At 69.9% G+C, this 23,338-nt stretch carries 23 protein-coding genes; 2 read left to right on the forward strand and 21 right to left on the reverse strand.

The features are described 5' to 3' along the window. Positions 1–137 precede the first annotated feature (137 nt). The 8 genes from VGU65_RS01665 to VGU65_RS01700 all read right to left on the reverse strand — a co-directional run bounded on the left by VGU65_RS01665 (position 138) and on the right by VGU65_RS01700 (position 5,790). Positions 138–776 (reverse strand): LysE family translocator, encoded by a 639-nt coding sequence (locus tag VGU65_RS01665; protein WP_327472426.1) that lies wholly within the window; start codon positions 774–776, stop codon positions 138–140. Next, positions 773–1,375 (reverse strand): 1-acyl-sn-glycerol-3-phosphate acyltransferase, encoded by a 603-nt coding sequence (locus VGU65_RS01670; protein ID WP_327472427.1) that lies wholly within the window; start codon positions 1,373–1,375, stop codon positions 773–775. Before VGU65_RS01670 ends, VGU65_RS01665 begins: the two co-directional genes overlap by 4 nt. Beyond that, a complete protein-coding gene (arfB, locus tag VGU65_RS01675) occupies positions 1,372–1,794 on the reverse strand; it encodes an alternative ribosome rescue aminoacyl-tRNA hydrolase ArfB (RefSeq protein ID WP_327472428.1) in 423 nt (140 codons plus the stop codon). The genes VGU65_RS01670 and arfB overlap by 4 nt, the downstream gene beginning before the upstream one ends. A 76-nt stretch (positions 1,795–1,870) precedes the next feature. Further along, positions 1,871–2,569 carry a pseudouridine synthase gene (locus tag VGU65_RS01680; RefSeq protein ID WP_327472429.1) on the reverse strand — a complete coding sequence of 233 codons (699 nt, stop codon included), beginning with the start codon at positions 2,567–2,569 and terminating at the stop codon, positions 1,871–1,873. A gap of 126 nt (positions 2,570–2,695) precedes the next feature. Then, a complete protein-coding gene (gene ubiB, locus VGU65_RS01685; protein WP_327472430.1) occupies positions 2,696–4,342 on the reverse strand; it encodes a ubiquinone biosynthesis regulatory protein kinase UbiB in 1,647 nt (548 codons plus the stop codon). Beyond that, entirely contained in the window at positions 4,339–4,989 is a 651-nt protein-coding gene (locus VGU65_RS01690; protein ID WP_327472431.1) for a ubiquinone biosynthesis accessory factor UbiJ, read from the reverse strand. Before VGU65_RS01690 ends, ubiB begins: the two co-directional genes overlap by 4 nt. Positions 4,990–5,049: 60 nt before the next feature. Then, on the reverse strand, positions 5,050–5,526 hold the full coding sequence (locus VGU65_RS01695; RefSeq protein WP_327472432.1) for a tRNA (cytidine(34)-2'-O)-methyltransferase: 477 nt from the start codon (positions 5,524–5,526) through the stop codon (positions 5,050–5,052). A gap of 57 nt (positions 5,527–5,583) precedes the next feature. Beyond that, complete coding sequence (locus tag VGU65_RS01700) at positions 5,584–5,790, reverse strand: hypothetical protein (protein WP_327472433.1); 207 nt, start codon at positions 5,788–5,790, stop codon at positions 5,584–5,586. Positions 5,791–6,043: 253 nt separating this feature from the next. On the opposite strand from VGU65_RS01700, the gene VGU65_RS01705 reads away from it, so the two are divergent. Beyond that, the gene (locus tag VGU65_RS01705; protein ID WP_327472434.1) at positions 6,044–8,905 is read left to right on the forward strand and encodes a M16 family metallopeptidase; all 2,862 of its coding nucleotides are present in this window, start codon (positions 6,044–6,046) and stop codon (positions 8,903–8,905) included. A gap of 125 nt (positions 8,906–9,030) precedes the next feature. Continuing rightward, positions 9,031–9,432: a DUF4156 domain-containing protein gene (locus VGU65_RS01710; protein ID WP_327472435.1), complete on the forward strand. Its 402-nt coding sequence runs from the start codon at positions 9,031–9,033 to the stop codon at positions 9,430–9,432. A 484-nt stretch (positions 9,433–9,916) separates the two neighbouring features. On the opposite strand, the gene VGU65_RS01715 is transcribed toward VGU65_RS01710, so the two are convergent. From VGU65_RS01715 to VGU65_RS01775, 13 genes are all read right to left on the reverse strand, one after another. Continuing rightward, positions 9,917–10,879, reverse strand: coding sequence for a diguanylate cyclase (locus tag VGU65_RS01715; protein WP_327472436.1), 963 nt, complete (start codon positions 10,877–10,879; stop codon positions 9,917–9,919). 113 nt (positions 10,880–10,992) lie between these two features. Beyond that, the gene (locus tag VGU65_RS01720) at positions 10,993–11,328 is read right to left on the reverse strand and encodes a cytochrome C oxidase subunit IV family protein (protein WP_327472437.1); all 336 of its coding nucleotides are present in this window, start codon (positions 11,326–11,328) and stop codon (positions 10,993–10,995) included. Then, positions 11,325–11,972 carry a cytochrome c oxidase subunit 3 gene (locus VGU65_RS01725; RefSeq protein WP_327472438.1) on the reverse strand — a complete coding sequence of 216 codons (648 nt, stop codon included), beginning with the start codon at positions 11,970–11,972 and terminating at the stop codon, positions 11,325–11,327. Before VGU65_RS01725 ends, VGU65_RS01720 begins: the two co-directional genes overlap by 4 nt. After that, positions 11,969–13,570, reverse strand: coding sequence for a cytochrome c oxidase subunit I (ctaD, locus tag VGU65_RS01730; RefSeq protein WP_327472439.1), 1,602 nt, complete (start codon positions 13,568–13,570; stop codon positions 11,969–11,971). The genes VGU65_RS01725 and ctaD overlap by 4 nt, the downstream gene beginning before the upstream one ends. After that, the gene (gene coxB / locus VGU65_RS01735) at positions 13,557–14,492 is read right to left on the reverse strand and encodes a cytochrome c oxidase subunit II (protein ID WP_327472440.1); all 936 of its coding nucleotides are present in this window, start codon (positions 14,490–14,492) and stop codon (positions 13,557–13,559) included. The genes ctaD and coxB overlap by 14 nt, the downstream gene beginning before the upstream one ends. Beyond that, positions 14,489–15,268, reverse strand: a complete 780-nt coding sequence (locus VGU65_RS01740) for an SCO family protein (protein ID WP_327472441.1) — start codon at positions 15,266–15,268, stop codon at positions 14,489–14,491. The genes coxB and VGU65_RS01740 overlap by 4 nt, the downstream gene beginning before the upstream one ends. 83 nt (positions 15,269–15,351) lie before the next feature. Beyond that, positions 15,352–15,786: a hypothetical protein gene (locus VGU65_RS01745; protein ID WP_327472442.1), complete on the reverse strand. Its 435-nt coding sequence runs from the start codon at positions 15,784–15,786 to the stop codon at positions 15,352–15,354. After that, complete coding sequence (locus VGU65_RS01750) at positions 15,783–16,868, reverse strand: hypothetical protein (RefSeq protein ID WP_327472443.1); 1,086 nt, start codon at positions 16,866–16,868, stop codon at positions 15,783–15,785. The genes VGU65_RS01745 and VGU65_RS01750 overlap by 4 nt, the downstream gene beginning before the upstream one ends. After that, positions 16,865–17,542 (reverse strand): c-type cytochrome, encoded by a 678-nt coding sequence (locus VGU65_RS01755; protein ID WP_327472444.1) that lies wholly within the window; start codon positions 17,540–17,542, stop codon positions 16,865–16,867. Before VGU65_RS01755 ends, VGU65_RS01750 begins: the two co-directional genes overlap by 4 nt. After that, positions 17,539–18,066, reverse strand: coding sequence for a DUF3341 domain-containing protein (locus tag VGU65_RS01760; protein WP_327472445.1), 528 nt, complete (start codon positions 18,064–18,066; stop codon positions 17,539–17,541). The genes VGU65_RS01755 and VGU65_RS01760 overlap by 4 nt, the downstream gene beginning before the upstream one ends. Then, positions 18,063–19,406: an NrfD/PsrC family molybdoenzyme membrane anchor subunit gene (gene nrfD / locus VGU65_RS01765; protein ID WP_327472446.1), complete on the reverse strand. Its 1,344-nt coding sequence runs from the start codon at positions 19,404–19,406 to the stop codon at positions 18,063–18,065. Before nrfD ends, VGU65_RS01760 begins: the two co-directional genes overlap by 4 nt. 127 nt (positions 19,407–19,533) lie before the next feature. Then, entirely contained in the window at positions 19,534–22,473 is a 2,940-nt protein-coding gene (locus tag VGU65_RS01770; protein WP_327472447.1) for a TAT-variant-translocated molybdopterin oxidoreductase, read from the reverse strand. A 70-nt stretch (positions 22,474–22,543) separates the two neighbouring features. Next, positions 22,544–23,191, reverse strand: coding sequence for a cytochrome c3 family protein (locus tag VGU65_RS01775; protein ID WP_327472448.1), 648 nt, complete (start codon positions 23,189–23,191; stop codon positions 22,544–22,546). Positions 23,192–23,338: the final 147 nt, after the last annotated feature.

The following is a 23,338-nucleotide window of genomic DNA, read 5'->3' on the forward strand; positions in this document are numbered from 1 at the left end:
CACGAGCAGGGCTCGACCTCGGGGCGTAAGACGGGCATGTTTATGCAGGTTCATCCGGGGCTCCTGGTGTGCTGGTTGGGTCGCACCTCCAGAATCCCGGGATCGCCCCGGGTGAACAACCTACTGAGAGATCACAGCTAGTCCTCTCGCTGTAATGCCAACTGCAAGCCGAAAGCGAGCAGCACGGTGCCGCACAGGCGATCCATCCAGTGGCCCAGGTCTGGCCGAGCCAGCAGCAGCCGGTGGATGCGTCCGCCGAGCAGCGCCAGCACCAGCGACCAGGTGAGGCCCGTGCCGATGAAGCTCATCCCCAGCACCAGCAGCGCCAGCTGCGGGTGCCCCGCCTGCGCCGAGACGAACTGCGGCAGGAACGCCAGGTAGAAAAGCGCCACCTTCGGGTTGAGCACGTTGGTCAGCAGGCCCTGCCGGAACGCAGCTCCCGCGCCCTGTCCACGGGTCGCGGTGGGCGTGTGCGCAGCCGTCCGCGAGAACAGCATGCGCAGGCCGATCCACACCAGGTAGGCCGCGCCCAGGTACTTGAGCGCACTGAACGCCAGCGCGGAGGTCATCAGGATCGCCGAAACGCCCAGCACGGCCGCCCCTGTGTGCACCACGCAGCCGGCATTGATGCCCAGCGCCGCGGCGAAGCCCACCGCGCGTCCCTCGCGACCGCTGCGGGCGAGGATGTAGAACGTATCGAGCCCGGGCGTGAGATTTAGCGCCACGCAGGCGAGCAGGAAGGCGCCGAAATGCGCGATGCCCAGCGTCGCCATCATGGCGCCGGCTCGGTATCGCGGTGCTTGCCGCGATAGCCGCGGAACAATGCGCGGATGCGCGCCATGTCGGCGTCGGGATCGTCGGTGGCGTATTGCAGCGTGCCCAGCGTGAAAGTCCGGGTCGGATAATCGAGGAACACCGGCAACACCGGCACGTCGGCTTCTCGCGCGATGCGCAGGAAGCCGCTCTTCCATTGCCTCACGTGCTTGCGCGTGCCTTCGGGGGTGATGCCCAGCCACATCCGCGGGTGGTCGGCGAAGCGGCGCACCATCTGGCCGACCACGTTGAGCGCGGCCTTGCGATTGATGCCGATCATGCCGATGGGCTTCAGGATCAGGCCCAGCGGGCTGTCCAGCACCTCGCGCTTGATCATGATCTTGATGTCCAGTCCCAGCGCGATCTTGATCATCAGGCCCCATACGCCGTCCCAGTAGGACGAATGCGGCGCGCCGATGATGATCAGCTTCGGCACGTCGGGCAGCTCGCCCAGCAGGCGCCAGCCGGACAGGCGCAGCAGGCCGCGCATCAGCCGGGGCCAGAAGCGGCTGTCCAGCCGCGGTGCCTGGGGTGGCACCGGCGGCAGCATGCGGTCGCTCATTCACCGCTCCAGTCGCGCGAGCGTGCCTGCTTGAGCTTGCCGCGCTGCTGCTTGACCGACAGGCGGCGTTCCTTCGAGGCGCGCGTGGGACGGGTCGCCACGCGCTTCGCCGGTGGCGCCAGCGCACCGCGAATGAGCTCGACGAGCCGGGCGCGCGCGTCGTCCCGATTGCGTCCCTGCTCGCGGAAGCGGCGTGCCTGGATCACCAGCACGCCCTCGTCGGTCATGCGCCGGTCGCGCCGCGTGAGCAGCCGCGCGCGCACTTCCTCGGGCAGCGAAGGCGAGGAGGCCACGTCGAAACGCAGCTCGACCGCGCTCTCGGTGCGGTTGACGTGCTGGCCGCCCGGACCATCCGCGCGCAGGAAGCGCTCGGTCAGTTCGGTGTCGGGGAGGGAGAGGGTGCGGCTGATGGACAGCATGTGCGCATTTTAGGGGATCGCCACGGGCGGGCTGAAGCCCGACCGGCCTCGCGCTGCCTGTCCGGTCGGGTGGGCTTCAGCCCGGCAGCGGCCAGCCGAAGCGCTCCAGCACCGCCTGGAATGCGCCGTCCAGCGGCGCTTCCAGGTCCATCGGCGCGCCGCTTGCCGGATGCGCGAAGCGCAGCCTCCAAGCGTGCAGCAGCATGCGGTGGCAGCCGAAATACTGCTTGTACAGGCGGTTGTGGTCGCCGCGCCCGTGCTGGCAGTCGCCGATCACCGGGTGATGGATATGCGCCATGTGCTTGCGGATCTGACGGAAGCGGCCGGTTTCAGGCTCCGCCCTCACCAGCGCGTAGCGCTGCTGCGGATATCGGCCGAGCGCGATCGGCACCTCGACCGTGCACAGGCGCGCAAAGCGCGTGCGCGCCTCGCGCCGCGGGCCGGTCTCGCGGGAACCGGGCAACGGGTAGTCGATCAGGCCTTCGGCCGGCTCCGGCCAACCGCGCACGACGGCCAGGTATTGCTTGCGCACCGCACGGCCCATGAACTGCTCGCCCAGCGCCGCGGCCATGGCAGCCGAGCGCGCCACCAGCAGCACGCCGCTGGTGGCGCGGTCCAGCCGATGGGCGAGGAACAACTCGCCACCCACTTGCTCGCGCAACAGGTCGACGAGGAACGCATCAGCGGGGCCGATCAGCTTGGAGCGGTGCACAGGCAGGCCCGCGGGCTTGTTGACCGCGAGCAGGGCGTCGTCCTGGTGGAGGATGTCGAGCATGGAGACAGCGTTTCTTTGGCGTTCCCGCTGGAACGGACCGTTCGCCTCGCAACCGAACGAATGGACTCCGCTCCTGCGGGAACGACGCCCGGACAGTGTTGCCGCACTGGGAAGGTGGCGGCCGTTTCAGCGCCGGGCGCTGGCGAGGAAGGCGACCAGGCCCGCCGCCAGGCATCCCAGCGCCAGCCATTCCGAACCCGCCGTCGCCCGGCCCAACCACAGCAGCGCGGCGCAGCCGAACGCGGTGGCGCCGAACAGCCCGCCCAGCAGCGCGCGGCGCCCGCGCAGGGCGAGCTCCGCACGCAGCGCCAGCTCCGCCGGTTCGGTTAGCGGCCGCCGCTCGCCGCTGGCCACCTGGCGCAGCGCATCGCGCACCAGCTCGGGCAGCTGCGGGGCCTCGTGCAGCCATTCAGGCAGGCGCTGGCGGATCGCGCGCAGGGTGCGACGCGCGCTGTAGCGCTCGCGCAGGATGCGCTTCAGGACCGGATGCGCGACCGCCCAGATGTCGATGTCCGGGTCGAGCATGCGACCCACGCCCTCGATGTTGAGCAGGGTCTTCTGCAGCAGGATCAGCTGCGGCTGCAGGGTCAATTCGAAGCGGCGCGCGGTCTGGAACAGCTTGACCACCAACTCGGCCAGCGAGATCTGCGACAACGGGCGGGTAAAGTAGGGCTCGCACACCGTACGCACGGCCGCCTCCAGTTCGTCCAGCCGGACCGTGGCGGGCATCCAGCCGGCCGCCACGTGCAGCTGCGCGATGCGCGCGTAGTCGCGCTCGAACAGGGCGATGAAGTTCTGCGCCAGCCAGTACTGGTCGGCCTCCGGCAGCGAGCCCATGATGCCGAAGTCCAGCGCGATGAAGCGCGGATCTTCGCGCCGCGCGATGTCCACCCAGATGTTGCCCGGGTGCGCGTCGGCGTGGAAGAAATTGTCGCGGAACACCTGCTCGTAGAACACCCGCACGCCCTTGGCGGCGAGCGCCTTGCGGTCGATGCCGGCGGCGTCGATGGCGGCGATGTCGTCCGCACTCACGCCATGCACGCGCTCCAGCGTGAGCACGCGCTCGGCGGTCAGCTCCCAGTGCACGGCCGGCACGTAGAGGTCCACGCCGCTCTCGAAGTTGCGCCGGAGCAGGCTGGCGCTGGCGCCTTCGCGCTGCAGGTCCAGCTCGTTCCCGAGCATTTTCTCCACTTCGGCGACGACATCGAGCGGGCGGATCTTGTCGGCATTGGGATGCCAGCGCCGGGCCAGCTCGCCCAGCGAGCGCATCAGCGCCACGTCGCGGGCGATCCTGCCCTCGATGCTCGGGCGCAGCACCTTGACCACCACCGCACGGCCGTCGTGCAGGGTGGCGGCGTGCACCTGGGCGATCGAGGCGGAGGCGAGCGGCGTCTCGTCGAAGTGGGCGTACAGGCGTCCCACCGGTTGCTTGAGCTGCTGCTCGACGATGGCACGCGCCTCGCTGCCGGGGAACGGCGGCACCTGGTCCTGCAGCTGCGCCAGCTCGTCCGCGATGTCGGTCGGGATGAGGTCGCGGCGCGTGGACAGCACCTGCCCTGCCTTGACAAAGATCGGCCCCAGCTCGGTCAGCGCCAGGCGCAGCCGCGCGCCGCGCGGCAGCTCGCGTGCACCCGGACGCGGACGCGCCAGCAGCGGGCGCAGCAGCTTGAGCGGGCGGTACAGGTGCGCCGCGTCGACCAGTTCGTCCAGCCGCCAGGCGAGCAGCACCGAGGCGACCCGCAACACGCCGGGCAATACCTTGAGAGGCGTCATGCGCGCGGCCCCGGCGTGCGCTGGCGCAGCCGGGCCAGCCGCGCCTCCAGGCGCTCGGTGCGTTCGCGCAGACGATCGACGCCGTCCAGGAAATCGTCCACCTCGCCCATCGCGGGGGTCAGTTGCGCCTCGTCACGCAGCCAGTCCGCGCCATCCTCGGTGAAGTGGCGGGCGCTTTCGCGCGCATGCCGTAGGCCGCGGGCGATGGCCTGTGCCAGCGGCACGCCGAGCACGTCGCCGAAGCTGCGTGCGAAGGCCTCCTCGAAGTCCGGCGCGAAGGCGCTGGCGAGCTTTTCCAGTCGACGTGCCAGGTCGGCGTCGCCGGCGATCTCCACCTTGCCGGGCGACACGCTTTCGTCTCCCCGTCGCAGCGCCATCGCCAGCAGGCTGGCCGGGCTCGCCGCCACCCGCAGCTGGCTTGAGTCCTGCGGCGGCCCGACCCGGAGGCGTTGGCCCTCCACCGCGACACGCAGGACCAGCTCCGGTCCGCGCAGGTGCAGCTGGATGCTGCGGCCTTCGAGCGCGGCCAGCTTGTGCCGGGTATCCGGGTCGAGCGCCAGCGTGTGGTTGAGCGCGGTTTCCAGGGCGCGGCCGGCGAGCTTGCGCAGCGGCTGCGGCAGCCAGGCATTCGGGGTGGCGGCATTCATCCGCTGATTGTAGCGGGTGCGTTGTAGCGGGCTGCACGGGGCGCGATCGCCCCTCGCGGCTCAGCCGCCGATGGGCGCGGCGCCATCGAAGCCGAGCTGGCGCCAGGCCTCGTACACCGCCACGGCAACGGCGTTGGAAAGGTTGAGGCTGCGGCTGTCCGGCCGCATCGGCAGCCGCAGGCGCTGTTCGGGCGGGATCGCCTCCAGCAGCTCAGGGGGCAGCCCGGCCGTCTCGCAGCCGAACAGCAGCGCGTCGCCCGGCACGTAACGCACGTCGACATGCGCGATGCGGCCTCGGGTGGAGAAGGCGAACACGCGCGGTTGGCCCAGTGAGGCCAGGCAGGCGGCCAGGTCCTCGTGCACGGCGACGCGGGCGTACTCGTGGTAGTCCAGGCCGGCGCGACGCAGGCGTGCGTCGTCCAGTTCGAAGCCCAGCGGCCGGATCAGGTGCAGGCTGGCGCCGGTGTTGGCGCACAGGCGGATGGCGTTGCCGGTGTTGGGCGGGATCTCGGGGCGGTACAGGATGACGTGCAGCATCGGGCCATTATCCCGATCCCGTGCGGCGCGCGCAGGACCCATCCCGTGTGGCGCCGCTCAGCTGTCCTGGCGCGGGCACACCACGCCATCGGGAGGCAGCATGCAGACGGCGGGCGCGGCCAGCAGCGCGCCGATGCGGGCGCCGCCGCCGGTACCCGCCAGTTGCACCGGGCCGGGGGTGAACAGCATCGCGCCCATGATCCATCCGCACGCCAGCAGGCAGGCGACGAAGAGGCTGCGCAGCAACAGGGTCTCGAATTTCATGGCTTGGCTTCCTTCAAACAGGGAAAGGGGTCCGTCGTGATTACTTTGGCAAGCGCCGTGCCAGCGATGCAGTGGCGGGAAAACCCTTGATCCAGTGACGTTTGTCAGCCCGGGCCGGTCGTGCGGCGGTTGTCCGCGGACAGTGCGGGTCCACTGCCGGACACCGGACGGACAGCGATGCGACAGCGCGCTTGTGCTCTCTCGCCCTCGCCCGATAGCCTCAGGAGACATCCATGAGACAGGAGGTTGCATCGTGGCAAGCCGCTTTCCCGCCAAGACCGCACTGGCACTGGTCGTCGCAGGCCTGATCGCCCTTCCCGGCCTGGCGCCGGCGGCACCGGTCGCCGGTACGCCCGCGGTCCAGGCGCAGAAGATCCCCGACCTGGCCTACCACCGCTTCACTCTCCCCAACGGGTTGACCGTGGTGGTGCACGAGGACCACAAGGCGCCGGTGGTGGCGGTGAGCGTGTGGTACCACGTGGGCTCCTCCTACGAACCCAAGGGCAAGACCGGTTTCGCGCACCTGTTCGAACACCTGATGTTCCAGGGCTCGGAAAACCACAGGGACGAGTACTTCCGGCCGTTCGAGCTGGCCGGCGCCACCGATCAGAACGGCACCACCTGGCTGGACCGCACCAACTATTTCGAGACGGTGCCCACTACCGCGCTGGACATGGCGCTGTGGATGGAGTCCGACCGCATGGGCCACCTGCTCGGCGCGATTGGCCAGAAGGAGCTGGACGAGCAGCGCGGCGTGGTGCAGAACGAGAAGCGCCAGGACGAGAACCAGCCCTACGGCCGTGTCGGCGAGCTGATCCAGGCCGAGGCCTTTCCGGCCAACCATCCCTACCACCACGACACGATCGGCTCGATGGCCGACTTGAACGCCGCCTCGCTGGCCGACGTCAAGCAATGGTTTCGCGACTACTACGGCGCGGCCAACACGGTGGTGGTGCTGGCCGGCGACATCACCCTGGCGCAAGCCAAGCAGAAGATGCTCAGGTACTTCGGCGACATCGGCGCCGGCCCGCGGGTGCCGCGCCCGCAGCCGTGGATCGCGCCGCGCGAGAAATCCAGCCGCGGCACGATGACCGACAACGTGGCGCAGACGCGCATCTACCGCGAGTGGAACGCACCCTCGCGCACCGACCTGGAACTCAACCAGCTGCAATTGGCCGCGGCGGTACTCGGCGGCGGCAAGACCTCGCGCCTTTACCAGCGCCTGGTCTACAAGGACAAGCTCGCCGACGACGTCTCGGTCGACATCGAGCAGCACGTGCTGGCGAGCCTGTTCGAGCTGCAGGTGGACGTGAAGAAGGGCGCCGACCCGGCCAAGGTCGAGGCCGCGGTGGCCGACGAGTGGGCGAAGTTCCTCAAGGACGGGCCTACCGCCGACGAGCTGGAACGCGTCAAGACCACCATCCGCGCCGCCTTCGTGCGCGGGCTGGAGCGGGTCAACACGCAAGCCTCGATCCTCGCCGAGGGGCAGCTTTACCAGGGCGATCCGGGCGCATACCTGAAGGACTTCGACACGCTGATGGCGGCCACGCCGGCCAGCGTCAAGGCGTCAGCCAACCGCTGGATCGCGCGCGGCGACTACACGCTCACCGTCGTTCCCGGCAAGGTCGAAGAGACCGACTTCGCCACCGCCGGCGGCCGTGCCGCGTTGCCGGGCAAGCCCGCGCCCCGGCTTTCGGACAAGGGCGACTACCACACCGTGAAGAGTCCGGTCGATCGCAGCAACGGCGTGCCGCAGGTGACGAGCTTCCCCAGCCTCACCTTCCCCACCCTGCAGCACGGCAAGCTCGCCAACGGCATCGAGGTCACCCTCGCCGAGCGCCACGAAGTGCCGGCGGTACAGGTGCAGCTGCTGTTCGATGCCGGCTACGCGGCCGACCAGGGCCGCAAGCTGGGCACCTCCAGCTTCACCATGGCAATGCTGGACGAAGGCACGACGGACCTCGACTCGGTCGAGATCGCCAAGCGCGAGCAGCGCCTGGGCGCGCTGATCGGTAGCGGTTGCGGGCTGGACTTCTGCAACGCCTCGCTCAACGCGCTCGACGACAAGCTGGAGCCTTCGCTCACCCTGTTCGCCGACATCGTGCGCAATCCGGCCTTCCGCGCCGATGACGTGGCGCGCCTGCGCGGCCAGTGGCTGGCGCGCATCGCGCAGGAGAAGAGCCAGCCGGTCGGCATCGCGCTGCGCACCTTGCCGCCGCTGCTCTACGGCGAGGGCCACGCCTACGCGATCCCGTTCACTGGCTCGGGCACGGTCGAGTCGATAACTGCGCTCGAGGTGGCCGACATGCGCCGCTTCATGGGCGACTTCATCCGGCCGGACAACGTCAAGATCCTCGTCGCCGGCGACACCACGCTGGCCAAGATCATTCCGCAGCTCGACAAGGTGTTCGCCGACTGGAGGCACGGCGCAGGCAAGGTGCCGGCCAAGAACCTCGCCGCCGTGGCGCCGCCCAAGTCGCCGCGGGTCTACCTGATCGACCGTCCCGGCGCGCAGCAGAGCCTGATCCTGGCCGGCAGCCTGGCGCCTTCGACCAAGGCGGCCAACAACCTCGACATCGAGACCATGAACGGCGCCTTCGGCGGCTCGTTCACCTCGCGCCTGAACATGAACCTGCGCGAGGACAAGCACTGGGCCTACGGCGCCTACAGCTTCCTGCCCGATGCGCTGGGCCAACGCCCGTTCCTGATGTACGCGCCGGTGCAGACCGACAAGACCGCGCCTTCGGCCGCGCAGATCCTGGCCGAGGCGCGCGGCGTGATCGGCAAGCAGCCGCTCACCCACCAGGAAATCGCCAAGATCAAGGACAGCGACGTGCGCGGCCTGCCCGGCGAGTACCAGACCACCTCCGCGGTGATGGGTGCACTGCAGGACATCGCCCTGTACGACCGCCCTGACGACTGGGTGCAGACCGAGAAGGCGCGCATCGAGGGGCTGAAGGACCCGCAGGTGCAGGCGGCGGCCGCGGAGGTGATTCACCCCGACAGGCTGACCTGGGTGATCGTGGGCGACCTCAAACAGATCGAGGCGCCGGTGCGGGCGCTGAAGCTGGGCCAGGTCGAGGTGCTCGATGCCGACGGCAAGCCGGTGAAGTAGCCGGCCCTCGCCCGGCGCCTCCGGTCGATCGCAACGAAGGGGGAGACTTTTGCTTTCCCTTCAGCCCGGCCCCGGCACTGCCGGGGTACGATGGCCTCTTCCACACTGCCCCGCCGGAGCCATCCATGCGCAAGACCCTGTTGCTGCTCGCCCCCATCCTGCTGCTCGGCGCCTGCACCTGGGGCATCACCCTGGATGAGGCCGGCAAGCAGGTGCGCACCGCCTGGAGCGGCGACGTCTCGCAATGCCGCGACCTGGGCAAGGTCACCGTCTCGGTGATGGACCATGTCGGCCCGGTGGATCGCAACGACATCAAGGTGCGCGACGAACTGGAAGTCATGGCTCGCAACGAGGCGGCCAAGATGCACGCCGACACCATCAAGCCGCTGGGCGAACCGGCCGACGGCTCGCAGGCCTGGGGCGCCTACCAGTGCGGCAGCGCCCGCCCGGTTTCCACCAGGCCCTCCGCCACGCCGGCGCCGGCGGCCTCCGGGGGCACTCAGACCTTCCCGATCCAGGGCGGCTGATTCGGACCGACGCGACGACGCGCCGCTACCGATCAGGACGCGGCACCCGCCACCGCGTCGGCCAGCACGAAGCGCACCAGGCCCAGGCGCCGTCCTGCGACCACGCGGTGGGCGCGTGTCCGCCGGGCTGGGCCAGGGTCACGCTGATCGCCCGGTTGGCCCGGGTGCTGCCCCACATGCGATACGCAGCTCGCGCCTCCCGCTCATCCAGGCGCCGGGGTCGCGTTCGGCTCGTTGCAATCCGCGCCAGGCGAAAGCAGGCGGCGCGCGCGGCCTGTTCGGGCGCATAGAGCGGCATGCGCCGCCGCCGTTGGGCGGTCGCGCTGTAGCAGCCAGACCGGGGCTTCGAGGCGGGCTCGCGGTGCCGCCGAGGATGATCGACAGGATCGGCTGCGCCGTCGGGCAGCTCCAGGTCGATGTCGCCGCTGGCCAGCCGTGCGGCGAAGCAGTTGGGGCCGGCGGAGCGAGGTGTCCCGCGCACCGGCTATGGCGCGTGTTGCCGCCCGCGCTTGGCGTCGAGCATCAGCAGGTCGGCTTCGCGGTAGGCCTCGCCCAGGTCACGGTCCGGACCGCGCCAGCTGTAGCCCAGCGTGGCGGCGATGCCGGCGACGCGCAGGGCCTCTTCCAAGCGACTGGCCTGGCGCGCCAGTTCGGTGGGACCCACATCGAGGATCAGCACCACGAATTCGTCGCCACCCAGGCGCGCGACCACATCGATGGCCCGCACCGAACGGGAGAGTTCCTGCGCGGCGCGCTGGATCAGCACGTCGCCCGCCGTGTGGCCTTGGCTGTCGTTGGTCTGCTTGAGCCGATCCAGATCGACCACCACGATGCCGGCGGTGGTGTGCTCGTCGCGGCAGCGCTGTTCCTCCAGCGTCAGCAGCTGGCGCCAGCCGCGGCGGTTGTAGATGCCGGTCATCGGGTCGGTCATCGCCTCGAGCTCGGCGCGCTCGGCGCGGCGCTGGGTTTCCTTCAGGTCCACGTCGTGGCGCCACAGCGTGGCCAGCATCTGCGCGCACAGCTTCACCACCGGTAGCCAGCGCTCCAGGTCCGCCGTCATCGGCTGAGGGTCGATCGCGCACAGCGTGCCGATGGCGCCGTGGTCGAGCTGCACCGGCACGCCCAGGTAGGCACCGATGCCGCGACGGGCGATTGGCGCGTCGGCATAGTCCGCCTGCGCATTGGCGTCGGAAACCACGCACGGGCCGCCGCGCACCATGCGCGAGCAGATCGAGTCGGCCCACTTGAGCGCGTCGCCGCTGCGCACGCCGTAGCGCTCGTCCGAGGCGGCCAGCACCAGCCAGTCCTCGCCGTCCACCCGGGTGAAGTACCAGGCGCCCACGCCGGTGCGCGCGCCCAGCAAGCCCAGGCAGGCCTGCGCCGCTTCGCGGAAGCCGCCGAACGGGGGCAGCGGCGGGAACGGGACGTTGTCGTACGGGGCGTTCATGCAGCGGTCGACGTGCGGAGGCGGGGCTTGGTCGATGGCCGCCTGAATCGTGCCAGCGTGTCGATGAATCGCCCCCTGCACGGGGGTTTGCACGTTGCGTGCCAGGGCTGACGTTACCAGGGCACCGGCAGCGGCGTACGCGTCAGCACGTCGGCCAGCGCGAGCGCGATCATCACCGCCAGCCAGGCGAAGCCCGCGCTGGCGACGATGCGCAGCAGCGCGTTGTCGCTCTTCAACCGCATGAAAATGCCGAGCACCAGCGACGCCTTGACCGCGGCGATGCCCAGGTTGGCCACCGCGTTGAACGGTCCGAGCCTGAGCAGCGCGCTGCCCGCGCTCAAGGCCAGCAACACCAGCAATGCGGCCAGCGTCCACAGGTTGCTGGCCAGCGAGGGCGGCCGCGGGCCGCTCCGGTGCGTGCGCTGCGGGCGGGCGGCGCGCGCGTTCATCCGGCCCTTCCGACCAGGTAGACCAGCGGGTAGACGAAGATCCACACGATGTCGACCAGGTGCCAGTACAGCGCCGTGAGCTCCAGCGGCGTGTGGTAGTCCGCATCGTAAGCGCGCCGCCAGGTGCGCCCGGCCATCACCAACATCAGCACCACGCCGACCATCACGTGGATGCTGTGGAAGCCGGTGATGAAGTAGTACAGGCAATAGAAGATCTCCATGCCGCGCGCATGGACGCCCTGCTGGGTGTAATGGATCGCCGGCATCAGCCCCTCGCGGTACTCGGCGACATATTCGAAGCCGTGCATCACGAGGAAGGCGACGCCGAGCGCGGCGGTGGCCGCCAGCAGCGCGCTGGCCAGCCGCCGCCCGCCCAGCTGCACCTCGCGCACGGACAGCGCCGCCGCGCAGCTGCTGGTCAGCAGCACGGCAGTCTCCAGCGTGCCCAGCAGCATGTCGGTGTGCCGGCTGCCTTCGGCGAAGGCATCGGGGAAGCGCACGCGACACAGCGTATAGCCGGCGAACAACACGCCGAAGAACAGGATCTCGGTGGCCAGGAACGCCCACATGCCGAGCGTGGCCGCCTCGCGCTGCTGCACGGGGTCGTCGAACTGCTCGGGAACGGGATGGGGTCGGGCATTCATCGGCGGTAGGCGTAAGGGCCTTCGGTGACCTCGGGGGCCTCGTCGAAGTTGTGCAGGGGCGGCGGCGAGGGAACGGTCCATTCCAGCCCGGTGGCATCCCAGGGGTTGGGGCCGGCGCGCGCGCCGTGGCGCAGCGACCAGGCGAGATAGAACAGCGGCAACAGGTAGGCCGCGCCCAGGATGGTGGCGCCGGCCGAGGACAGCACATTCCACACCTGGAACTGCGGCAGGTATTCGTGGTAACGCCGCGGCATGCCCTCGTAGCCCAGGATGTACTGCGGGAAGAAGGTGAGGTTGAAGCCGAAGAACATCAGGATCGCGGCGAAGCGCGCCCACGCTTCCGAATAGAGCCGACCGGTGATCTTGGGCCACCAGTAGTGGATGCCGCCCAGGTAAGCCATCACCGCCCCGCCGACCATGATGTAGTGGAAGTGCGCCACCACGAAGTAGGTGTCGGTGAGGTTGACGTCCAGCGCGGTCGCCGCCAGGAACAGACCGGTCAGCCCGCCCAGCATGAACAGGCCGACGAAGCCCAGCGCGTAGAGCATCGGCGCGTCGAAGGAGATGTCGCCCCTGTACAGCGTGGCGGTCCAGTTGAAGACCTTGATCGCCGAGGGCACCGCGATGATGAAGGAGAGGATCGAGAACACGATGCTCGCGTACATCGACTGCCCCGCCACGAACATGTGGTGACCCCACACCAGGAAGCCGACCACCGCGATGCCGATGATCGCCCACACCATGAACTTGTAACCGAAGATGCGCCGGCGCGCGCCATTAGTGATCAGCTCGCTGACCACGCCCATGGCCGGCAGGATCATGATGTACACGGCCGGGTGCGAGTAGAACCAGAAGAAGTGCTGGAACAGCACCGGGTCCCCGCCCAGCGCCGGGTCGAAGATGCCGACGCCGAACAGCCGTTCCAGCCCGATCAGCGCCAGCGTCATCGCCAGCACCGGCGTGGCCAGCATCATCACCAGCGCCACCGCGTACATCGCCCACACGAACAGCGGCAGGCGCATCCAGGTCATGCCCGGCGCGCGCATGGTGTGCACGGTGACGATGAAGTTGAGGCCTGTGAAGATCGAGGAGAAGCCCACCACGAACACGCCGACCACCACCAGCATCACGTTGGAGTTGGAGAACATCGTCGAGAACGGCGTGTAGAAGGTCCAGCCGGTGTCCACGCCGCCCAGCAGAAGGCAGAGCAGGGTGAACAGGCCGCCGACCACGTACAGGTACCAGCTGAACAGGTTCAGCCGGGGGAACGCCACGTCGCGCGCGCCGATCATCAGCGGCAGCAGGAAGTTGCCCAGGGTGGCGGGGATCGAGGGGATCAGGAAGAACCACACCATCACCACGCCGTGGAAGGTGAATGTCTTGTTGTAGGTCTCCGCGCTCATCAGGTCGCCGGCCGGCGTGACCAGCTCCCAGCGGATCAGCGCGGCGGCCAGCCCGCCGAGGAAGAAGAAGAAGGTGATGCCGATGCCGTAAAGGATGGCGATGCGCTTGTGGTCGTGCGTGGTCAGCCACGAGCGCAGGCCGTAGCCCTCCTCCAGATAGCTGCGTGGTGCGGGCACGCGCTCAACGGTGTTCATGGCTGTCCTCCGCCGCGCGCGTGCGGGTCTTCAGGTAGTCCACCAGGGCCAGCACGTCCTCCGCGCCGATGCGGCCCTCGAAGCTGGGCATGATCGGTGCGTAACCGGCGGCGATCTGCTTCTTCGGCAGCAGAATCGAGTCCTGCAGGTAGCGCTCGTCGGCGAGCACCTGCGAACCGTCCGACAGCGGCACGGTGTGGCCGTAGAGGTCGTACAGGTCGGGCGCGTGCACGCCTGACTGCGGGTCGTGGCAACCGCTGCAGCCCAGCTGCCGGAACAACGCCTCGCCCTGCGCCGCCAGGCCAAGCCCGGCGTGCGCGTGCAGCCAGCGCGCGTAGTCCGCCGGCGCCATGGCGATCACCGAACCGCCCATGCGCGCATGGTCGGTTCCGCAGAACTCGGCGCAGAACAGGTGGAAGGTGCCGGCCTGCGTGGCGGTGAACCACAGCTCCGTGTAGCGGTCCGGCAGCACGTCCTGCTTCACGCGGAAGGCTGGCACGTAGAAGCTGTGGATCACGTCCTGCGAGGTCATCACCAGGCGTATTGGCTGGCCCACCGGGACATGCAGCGTATCGATCTCGCGCTGACCGCCGGGGTGCTGCACCTTCCACATCCACTGCTTGGCGACCACGTAGACCGGCTGGGCGTTCTTGGGTGGCGTGCGCAGCCGGATCCACAGGTGCACGCTCCAGCCGAAGATGCCCATGAACAGGACGAAGGGGATGAGCGTCCAGGTCAGCTCCACGCCCAGATGCTGCCGCGCGGGCGTGCGCTCGGCAGCGGTACCGTGGCGATACCTCACGCAGAAGACGATCATCACGGCGAACACGCCGATCGTCACCAGGCCGCACAGCAACAGCAGCGCATCGAACAGGTGGTCGACGTCGGGGGCGAAGCTGGAGGCCTGCGGCAGCATGCTCATGCGCGCGCCCTCACTTTAAGCCAGGCCAGCCAGCACGCCAACGCCAGCACGAAGGCCACGCCAAGCGCCTGCATGGTGCGGCCGATCGCCAGGCTGTAGCGGCCGGTGGCCGGATCGTAGCCGCAGCACAGCAGCACCAGCCGGTCGGCCAGGGAGCCGAGCCGGCCTTGCGAGGCGCCCACCAACGCCAGGCGCAGCGATGCCGGTGGCCAGGACACGCCGAAGAAGTACTGCGCGACCTTGCCGCCCGGCGTGATCGCCACGAGGCCGGCGGCGTGGGCGTACTGGTGGAGCTTGTCGTCGTAGAAGTAGCGGAAGCCGACCGCGTGGGCGAGCGAGCCGATGCTCGCCTGATTGCCGGTGAGGAAGTGCCAGTGGGGCACGTGGGCGTCCGGATGCGTGCGCTCGAGCATCGCCTGGGTGTGGCGTGCGTCCGCCGGCCTGTCGGTCGGGTCGATGCTGACGAAGGCCACCGCGAAGTCGCGGCCGGGTGCGAGGTCGAGCATCGCCAGCGTGTGCGCCATACCGTTCAGCACCACGTCGCACAGATTGGGGCAGCGGTAGTAGCCGAGCGTGAGTAGGAGCGGCTTGCCGCCAGCGAGCGTGCGCAGGTCGATGGGTTTGCCGTTGGCGTCGAGGAAGCGGGTGTCCATAGGCAGCTGTGCGCCGAGACGTTGGTCAAAGCCGGCGCGCTGGGTGAGGTCCGGAGGAGGCGGCGGTGCGGACTGGATGGCGAGCGTGATCACTGGCCAGAGCAGCAGCCAAAGCAAGAGCAAGGGCCTCCCCCAAACCCCAACCCTCTCCCCCGGCGGAGCCACGGGAGAGAGAGCGGACTGCAGCGGCTTCGCGGCGCTGCGGGTCATGGCTGTCGCTCCCGCTGACGGCCGTCTGCCGGGTGCTCCGGCGCGTAGCGCGCACCGGTCCCCTCTCCCCCGGCCCCGCCGGGGGAGAGGGTTGGGGTGAGGGGGAGGCCTTTGCCCGCAGCCACCAACGCCATCGCCCGTGCAATCGGTATCCGCGCCACCGTATGCGCCCCATCCATCCACTGGTAGCCCTCCAGCCGCGAGCGCTGCAACGCACGCTCGGCGGCAATGTCGCCCGCCGGGTCGGGCTGCAGCCGCGGTTGCGGCGGGATCGGCCGCACCGGTGCCGCGCCGGCGGTGAGCACCGGCCGCGCCCACACGTACACCAGCAGGACGATCGCCAGCAGGCTGAGCGCCAGGATCACCGCAGCCCAGTGCAGCACGCCGGCAGCAACCGTATAGGACTCGTGCGAGTCGGGCTGGCGGCTCATGCATCCGCCTCCGGCACGGCTCGCCGTTGCGCACCGTAGCCCATCCACCACAGGCCGCCGATACCGATCCACGCCAGCGGATCACTCCAGGCCAGCGCGCTCGTGCGCAGCCCCGGCAGCACCAGCCAGGCGACGTAGCCGATCTGCGCCAGAAACAGCCACCATCCCACGCCGGCCAGCCACGCCGCGCGTTGCTTGGCCCGCCGCGAAAGCAACACCGCGAACGGCAGCGCGAGGTGGAACACCACCAGAAAGGCCCCCAGCCAGCGCCATCCGGTCTTCACCCGCGGCAGGTACCACACCGTTTCGGACGGCAGGTCGGCGATCCACACGGTGAGGTAGTCCATGAACGCGAGGTAGCCCCACGCGAGCACGAGCACCATCAGGATGCTGCCCAGGTCGTTCAGCCGCCTGGGCGTCCACGCCGCAGCGGCCGGGTCGCGGCCGGCCACGCTGACGCCTACGGCCAGTCCCGCCGCAGCCAGCAGTTGCGCCGTGCCCACCAGGACGCCAAACGTCGTCGAGTGCCAGCGCGGCACCAGGGAGACCACCCAGTCGACTGCCGCCACCGAGACGCTCAGCGCGTAGACGATCAGGCCACCGGCTGCAAAGCGCCCGGCGCTCGGCATGTCCAGCCGGCGGCGTATGCCGTGTGCGAGCCACAGCCACAGCACCCACACCACCACCGCGCGAGCGACGAAGAACGGCGCGTCCAGCCACCAGCGCTGGCGATCCAGGGTGGGATCGCCCGCTGCGTGCGGCCCGGCCCAGGGAAACAGCACGGCCACGCCCAAGAGCACCGGCAGCATCAGCAGCGCCATCAGCGGCAGCCGCCGGCTCGCCGCGAGCAGCGCGGGGCGCAACGCCAGGCCCCAGTCGCCCCCGGTCAGCGCGTGGATCATCAGCAGGCCCACGCTGCCCAACGCGGGCGCCAGCCAGAACAGCCAGGCGAACAGGTAGGACAGCAGCACCACGCGCGGCGCGCGCAGGCCCAGCAGCAGGCAGCCGACCAGCGCCAGCAGGCCGACCGCCGCGGCGACACCTTCGGTGCGCGAGACCCGCAACCAGCGGCCGCCGCTCATCGCTGCGTCTCCCCACCCTTGACGGGCGTGGCCGACAGGCGCGCCAGGTCCTGCGGCGACAAGCGGTCACGCGGCGCATGCTGGGACAGCTGCAGCGCCCGGATGTAGGCCACGATCGCCCAACGGTCGTGCGGACCGATGCGGTCGGCATAGGGATACATCACGCCGTAGCCGTCGCTGATGACCTGATAGAAGTGACTGTCCGGCGCGTTGCGCAGGCGGTCGGTGTGGTAGCTCGGCGGCGCCGGGAAACCGCGGCGCACGATCATGCCGTCGCCGTTGCCGCTCGCTCCATGGCAGGGCGCGCAGTAGATGTCGAAACGCTCGCGACCCCGCTCCAGCAGCGCCAAGGTGAGCGGCAAGGGGTTGGCATAGCGCCGCTCGCCGACGTCGCCACGGGCCAGGCTGCGGCCTTGGTCGTCCAGCGGCAGCGCGGGCCCGGGCGGCGCCGGCACCAGCGTGCGGCCGCGCCGGCCGCTCGCGGTATCGGCCGCCGCGCCCTGTGCCATCGGCACGCTGCCCGGCGGCGGCGTGCGCGCACTGTTGCCGTCGGCGAACAGCGGGCTGGGCGCCAGCGGCTTGTACTTGGGCTGGTCGTACATGTCGTGCATGGCCTGCTCGCAGCCGGCCAGCGAGAGCAGCGAAAGCGCCAGCACGAGACGGTGCCCGTTCACGGCTTCACCTCGTCGATCGCCTGCGGCGTCAGCCGCGCGAGGGCGGCCCGCGCCTGCGATGCCTCGAAGCGCGGATCGTCGGCGCGCAGCCACAGGAAGAAGCCGTCGCGGCTGGCCGCCTCGAAGCCCGGCACGGCGAACAGCGGATGCACCAGCCGCGGCAGGCCATTGGCGACGAACAGGCCGACGACGCCGAACAGCGCCGCGAACAGGATGGTCATTTCCAGCGCAGCCGGGACGAAGGCCGGCCAGCTCGCATCGGGACGGCCGCCGACGTCGATCGGGTAATTCACCACCGAGGCGTACCACTCCAGGAACAAAGTGCCCAAGCCGCCGCACAGCCCGCCCAGCAGCACCAGCAACGGGATCCGGTCGCGCACCGGCCCGAGCGCCTCGGCCAGGCCTTCCACCGCATACGGCGTATAGGCCTCCAGCTGCGTGTAGCCCAGGCGGCGCAGCTCGCGCACCGCCAGCAGCAGCGCCTGAGCGTCGCCGAAACGGGCGAGCCAGCCGCGCGCGTTCATGCCGCCTCCCGGCCGAGCTTCGCGCGCAGCTTGCGCAGCTCGAACATCGGCAGCACCGGCAGCAGCCGCACGAACAAGAGGAAGAGCAGGAAGAACAGGCCAATGGAGCCGGCGAGGAAGCCGATGTCCCAGAAGGTGGGGTAGAACATGCCCCAGCTGGAAGGGAGGAAATCCCGGTACAGGCTGCTGACGATCAGTTCGAAGCGCTCGAACCACATGCCGATGAGCACCAACACGGCGATCACGAACAACGCCGTGCGGCTCTGTCGCACGCGCTCGAACCAGATCGCCTGGATCGCCACCACATTGCAGCCGACGATGGTCCAGTACACCCAGGCATAGGCGCCGGTGAGCTCGGCCATGGCATGCGCAATCTCGAAGCGGTCGCCGCCGTAGAAGGCGTTGAACAGTTCCGAGGCGTAGCTGTAGTCGACGAACAGGCCGGCGGCGAGCATCAGCTTGGCGAGGTTGCGGATGTGCCGCGCGGTGATGAAGTCGCCCAGGTCAAAGAAGCGCCGCAGCGGGATGCCCAGCACGAGCACCATGGCGAAGCCCGAGAACAGCGCGCCGGCGACGAAGAACGGCGGAAAGATGGTCGAATGCCAGCCCGGCAACAGGCCCTCGGAGAAATCCAGCGCCACCATCGAATGCACCGAGAACACCAGCGGGACCGCCATCGCGGCAAGCAGCAGGTTGAGCGTCTCGAAGCGCCGCCAATGCCGCGCCTCGCCGCGCCAGCCGAGCGCGAGCAGCCCGTAGAACACCTGTTTGCCGCGCGTGCCGGCGCGGTCGCGCAGAGACGCGAGGTCGGGGATCAGGCCGACGTAGAAGTACAGGATCGACACGATCAGGTAGGCGACGATCGCCGAGAAGTCCCAGAACAGCGAGCTCCGCCATTGCGGCCACAGGCCCATGCGGTCGGGATAGGGCGCGAGCCAGTAGAAGAACCAGGGCCGGCCCAGGTGCAGGATGGGAAAGATGCCCGACACGGAAACGGCGAACACGGTCATCGCCTCGGCATAGCGGTTGAGCGCGTTGCGCCAGCCCTGCCGGGCCAGGTACAGGCCGCCGGAGATGAAGGTGCCGGCCATGCCGATGGCGATCCACCAAACGTAGTCGGCGATGGCGAAGGCCCAGGCAACCGGGATGTCCAGCCCCCAGATGCCCACGCCCTTGGCCAGCAGCCAGACGATGCCGACGCCCAGCCACGCGGTGAGCACGAAGGCCAGCGCGAAGGCGATCAGCCACAACCGGCCGGTCGGACGCTCGAGCACCAGGTTGCTCACCGTGTCGGTGATCGAGGCGTTGGTTTCGCGCGGGGCGAGCAGCGGCGCGCTCATGGCGATGCCTTCCAGCGCATCCGCGTACCGCGCGCTGCAGCTCCCTCTCCCCCGGCACAGCCGGGGGAGGGGGCCATGCTGAGGCCTACGCGTGACGGTGCGTGCTCATGGCGAGCGTGGTACGCGCTCATGCGTCGTCCTCCAGCGCCGGATGCGGGTTGCGGATCGCCGCCAGGTAGGTCGTGTGCGGGCGCGTGTTGAGCTCCTCCAGCAGGGCGTAGTTCCGCGGCGAGGCCTTCTGGCGACTGACCGCAGTGGCCGGGTCCTGTTGGTCGCCGAATACGATCGCCTGCGTGGGGCACGCCGCCTGGCAGGCGGTCAGCACCTCGCCGTCGGTGATGCGCCGTCCTTCGCGGTCCGCGGCGATGTGTGCGGTCTCGATGCGTTGAATGCAGTAGGTGCACTTCTCCATGACGCCGCGGTTGCGCACGGAGACGTCCGGGTTTCGCTGGGCCTTGAGGCTTTCGGTAGCGAGGTCGCTGTACTGCAGAAAATTGAAGCGGCGCACCTTGTACGGGCAGTTGTTGGAGCAGAATCGCGTGCCCACGCAGCGGTTGTAGACCTGTACGTTGAGCCCCTCGGTGTCGTGCACGGTGGCGCCGACCGGACAAACCATCTCGCAGGGCGCGTGCTCGCAATGCATGCACGGCACCGGCTGGTGGTGGATGCGCGGTGCGGCCGCCTCGCCCTCGTAGTAGCGGTCGACGCGGATCCAGTGCATCTCGCGGCCGCGCTCGACTTCCTCGGCACCGACCACGGGAATGTTGTTCTCTGCCTGGCAGGCGAGCGTGCAGGCGCCGCAGCCGATACAGGCGTTGAGGTCCACGCTCATGCCCCAGGCGTATTCGCCGCGTGGGCGGTCGGGGTAGAGGCTGGGCGGGGCGGGCGGATCCTTCGCGAATGCAGGGTGGACGCGAAAGTCTTCCAGCGTGCCTGCGCGTACCGGCGCGCGCCCTTCCATGGCGTGGTGGCGTTGCGTCGTGGCGAGCGCATAGCGCGCACCGGTGCGGTTGATCTGCAGGCCGCCGCCGCGCCAGGGTGCGGCGAGGCTGCGCAGCGCATAGGCGTCGAAGCCCAGCCGTTCGCCCACCCGGCCGGCGGCGCGGCGGCCGTAGCCAAGGCACACGGTGACGCTGCGCGCGGCCTGCCCGGGCATAACCCAGACCGGCGCCTGGGTGTGGCGCCCCTCGATGCGCAACTCCAGCGCGTCGCCGTTCTCGAGGCCGTGCGCAAGCGCAAGCTCGGGGCTCACCAGTGCCACGTTGCTCCAGGTCAGCGTGGTCAGCGGCTTGGGCAGTTCCTGCAGCCAGCCGTTGTTGGCGTAGCGCCCGTCCCACACGGTGGGGTCTGGTGCGAACAACAGTTCGAGGCTGGCCGGTTCGGCCGCCGCCGGCCGCTGCGCGAGAAAGGCAGCGTCCACCGGCGCGCGCCGCGCGGGCGGCGCACTGCGGGCGATGACGCCTGCCTGCAGGCTAGCCGTCCAGAAGCCATCCAGGTCGGCGCCAGCCTGGCCGCGCCAGGTGGCCTGCACGCGCTCGCGTTCGCCCCGCGTGTCGCCCAGGAACATCGCCAGCAGCTCGTGCACGCTGCGGCTGTCATAGAGCGGCGTGATCACCGGCTGCACGAGGCTGGCGCTGCCGTCGGTGGCGCGCAGGTCCGACCAGCTTTCCAGCGCGTGCGAGCGCGGCAGGTGCCATTGGCAGGCACTCGCGGTCTCGTCGCGGTACAGGCCCAGATGGAGGCGGTGGGGCACCTTGGCGAGCAGTTCGGCGAAGCGCGCATCGACCGGCGCGGCGTAGGCCGGGTTGCCGTCCAGGACCAGCAAGGTGTCCACACGCCCGGCAGCCATCGCCGCGATCAGTTCACGCAGGCCTTCGCCGGCGCTCTCCCACGGTTCGGGCGGCGCGTAGTACTCGACCGTGCGGCCGACGTTGCCGAGCGCCTCGTTCAGCAGATGCGCCAGAGCGTGCACCCAGGGCGGTTGCGTGCGGCCGGCCAGCACCAGCGCACTGCCTCGCTGCGCCTGGAGATCCTGCGCCAACGCGCGCAGGCGGCGCGCGGCGATGCCGCTGGACTGAGCCGCGTGCACGCCCGGCAGCCCGAGCAACTCGCCGAGCTCCAGCGCGAAGCTGCCCACCTGCGCGCTGGCGAGCGGCCAGCGATGGTCGGCCTTGGCACCGGTAAGGCTCGGGCTGGCCTCGACCGCGTAGAGCCGGTTGAAGACGGCGGCCTCGGGCTGGCGGCCGCCGGTGAAGTCGCGGGCATGGCGCAGCGCGCCAGGCAGGCTGCCGAGGAAATCGGCCTCCAGCGCCAGCACCACCTTCGCCTGATCGAAGCGGTAGCGCGCGCGCAGCGGCGTGCCGAAGGCGAGCCGTGCGCCGGCCAGCGCGTTGTCCTCGTCCACCGGCTCGTACTGGAACCAGCGCGAGCCGGGGAAGCGAGCCAGCCACGCCGCGCGCTGCGCCGCCAGCGTGGGCGAGTCGATGCGCCCGCCCAGCACGTGCAGGCCACGGCCGTCGCGCGCGTGGCGCGCGGCGAGCGCCTCGGCCTGCTCGCGGAACTCGTCCCAGCTCGCCGGCACGCCTTCGCGCAACGGCGCCTGCGAGCGGTCCGGATCCCACAGCTCGAGCACGGCCGCCTGCATCGCCGGCGAGGTGGCGCCCAGGCTCATCGGATGGGCAGGGTTGCCCTCGATCTTGGTCGGGCGGCCCTGATGCGTCTCCACCAGCACGCCCGCGACGTCGCCGGCGCAGGCGAGCGTGCTGGCGTAGAAGCGCGGCAGCGCCGGCGGCAGTTCGTCGGGACGGCGCACCCATGGCACCAGTTGCTCCTGCGGCGGACGGCTGCAGGCGCCCAGGCCCGCCAACGCGAGCGAAGCGCCGAGCAGCCTGAGAAAACCGCGACGATCGACCTTCGGCTCCAGCTGCGACAGCTGCGGAAAGGCTTCCTGCAGGCGGTCGCGCCAGTCCGGCTGTTCGATGAGCTCCTCCAGCGCGCGCCAGTAGCGCGGACCGCGGGCATCGCCCAACCGCGTGCGCAGCGCGTCGAGGGCGGTCGGCCGGCTCATGCGCGCTTCCGCCCGCGCCTGCCGCCGACGCCGCCGGCGGAATGGGCGCCGAGGCGTGGCATGCGGCCGGTCAGCGGTGGCATACCGAGCAATCCGTCAGCCGGCGCGTGTCGACGTGGTAGCGCTCGACCAGCGCCAGACCCAGCTTTTCCTGGTCCTGTGGCTTCCAGCCCATGGCGAACTCTTGCTCGCGCGGGCGCAGGTACTTCTGCGGCGCGCGGTGGCAGTCCAGGCACCACTTCATCGACAAGGGCTGCGTGCGCATGGTCAGCGCCATGCGGTCGACACGGCCGTGGCAGCTCTCGCAGCCCACACCCTTGGCCACGTGGATGGAGTGGTTGAAGTAGACGAAGTCGGGCAGCTGGTGCACGCGCTGCCAGTGCAGCGCTACGCCACGCTGCCAGCTCTGCACCACCGGCGCGAGCATCGCCTGGTCGGTGTAGAGCTGCGAGTGGCAGGTCATGCAGGTGGAGATCGGCGGGATGCCGGCGAAGGCGTCCGTTTCCACCGTGGCGTGGCAGTAGCGGCAGTCGATGCCGTCGTCGCCCACGTGGTGTTTGTGGCTGAAGGGCACCGGCTGCTCCACGGCTTCGCCGATGCGGTGCTGCTCGTTGGTCAGTCCGCGCCAGGCCAGCACGGCGGCACTGGCCAGGATCAGCAGCGCCAGCAGGGCGAGCTTGACGAACAAGCCGAAGCGCGGATGGAAGATCTGGCTCATCGCCCTCTCGTGGTGATCCTTTCAAGCGAGCGCTCGCCTTCCAGCATCGCAGGCGGCGCGTGAAGCGCATGCCCGCGCTCTCATTGGTTTGAGCCGGCGCGAAGCGCCCGCCTTCGCTCATCTCTCCCGCTGGAGGGAAGCGGGAGG

The sequence above is a fragment of the Frateuria sp. genome (assembly GCF_035943815.1).
In the GTDB taxonomy this organism is placed as follows: domain Bacteria; phylum Pseudomonadota; class Gammaproteobacteria; order Xanthomonadales; family Rhodanobacteraceae; genus Frateuria_A.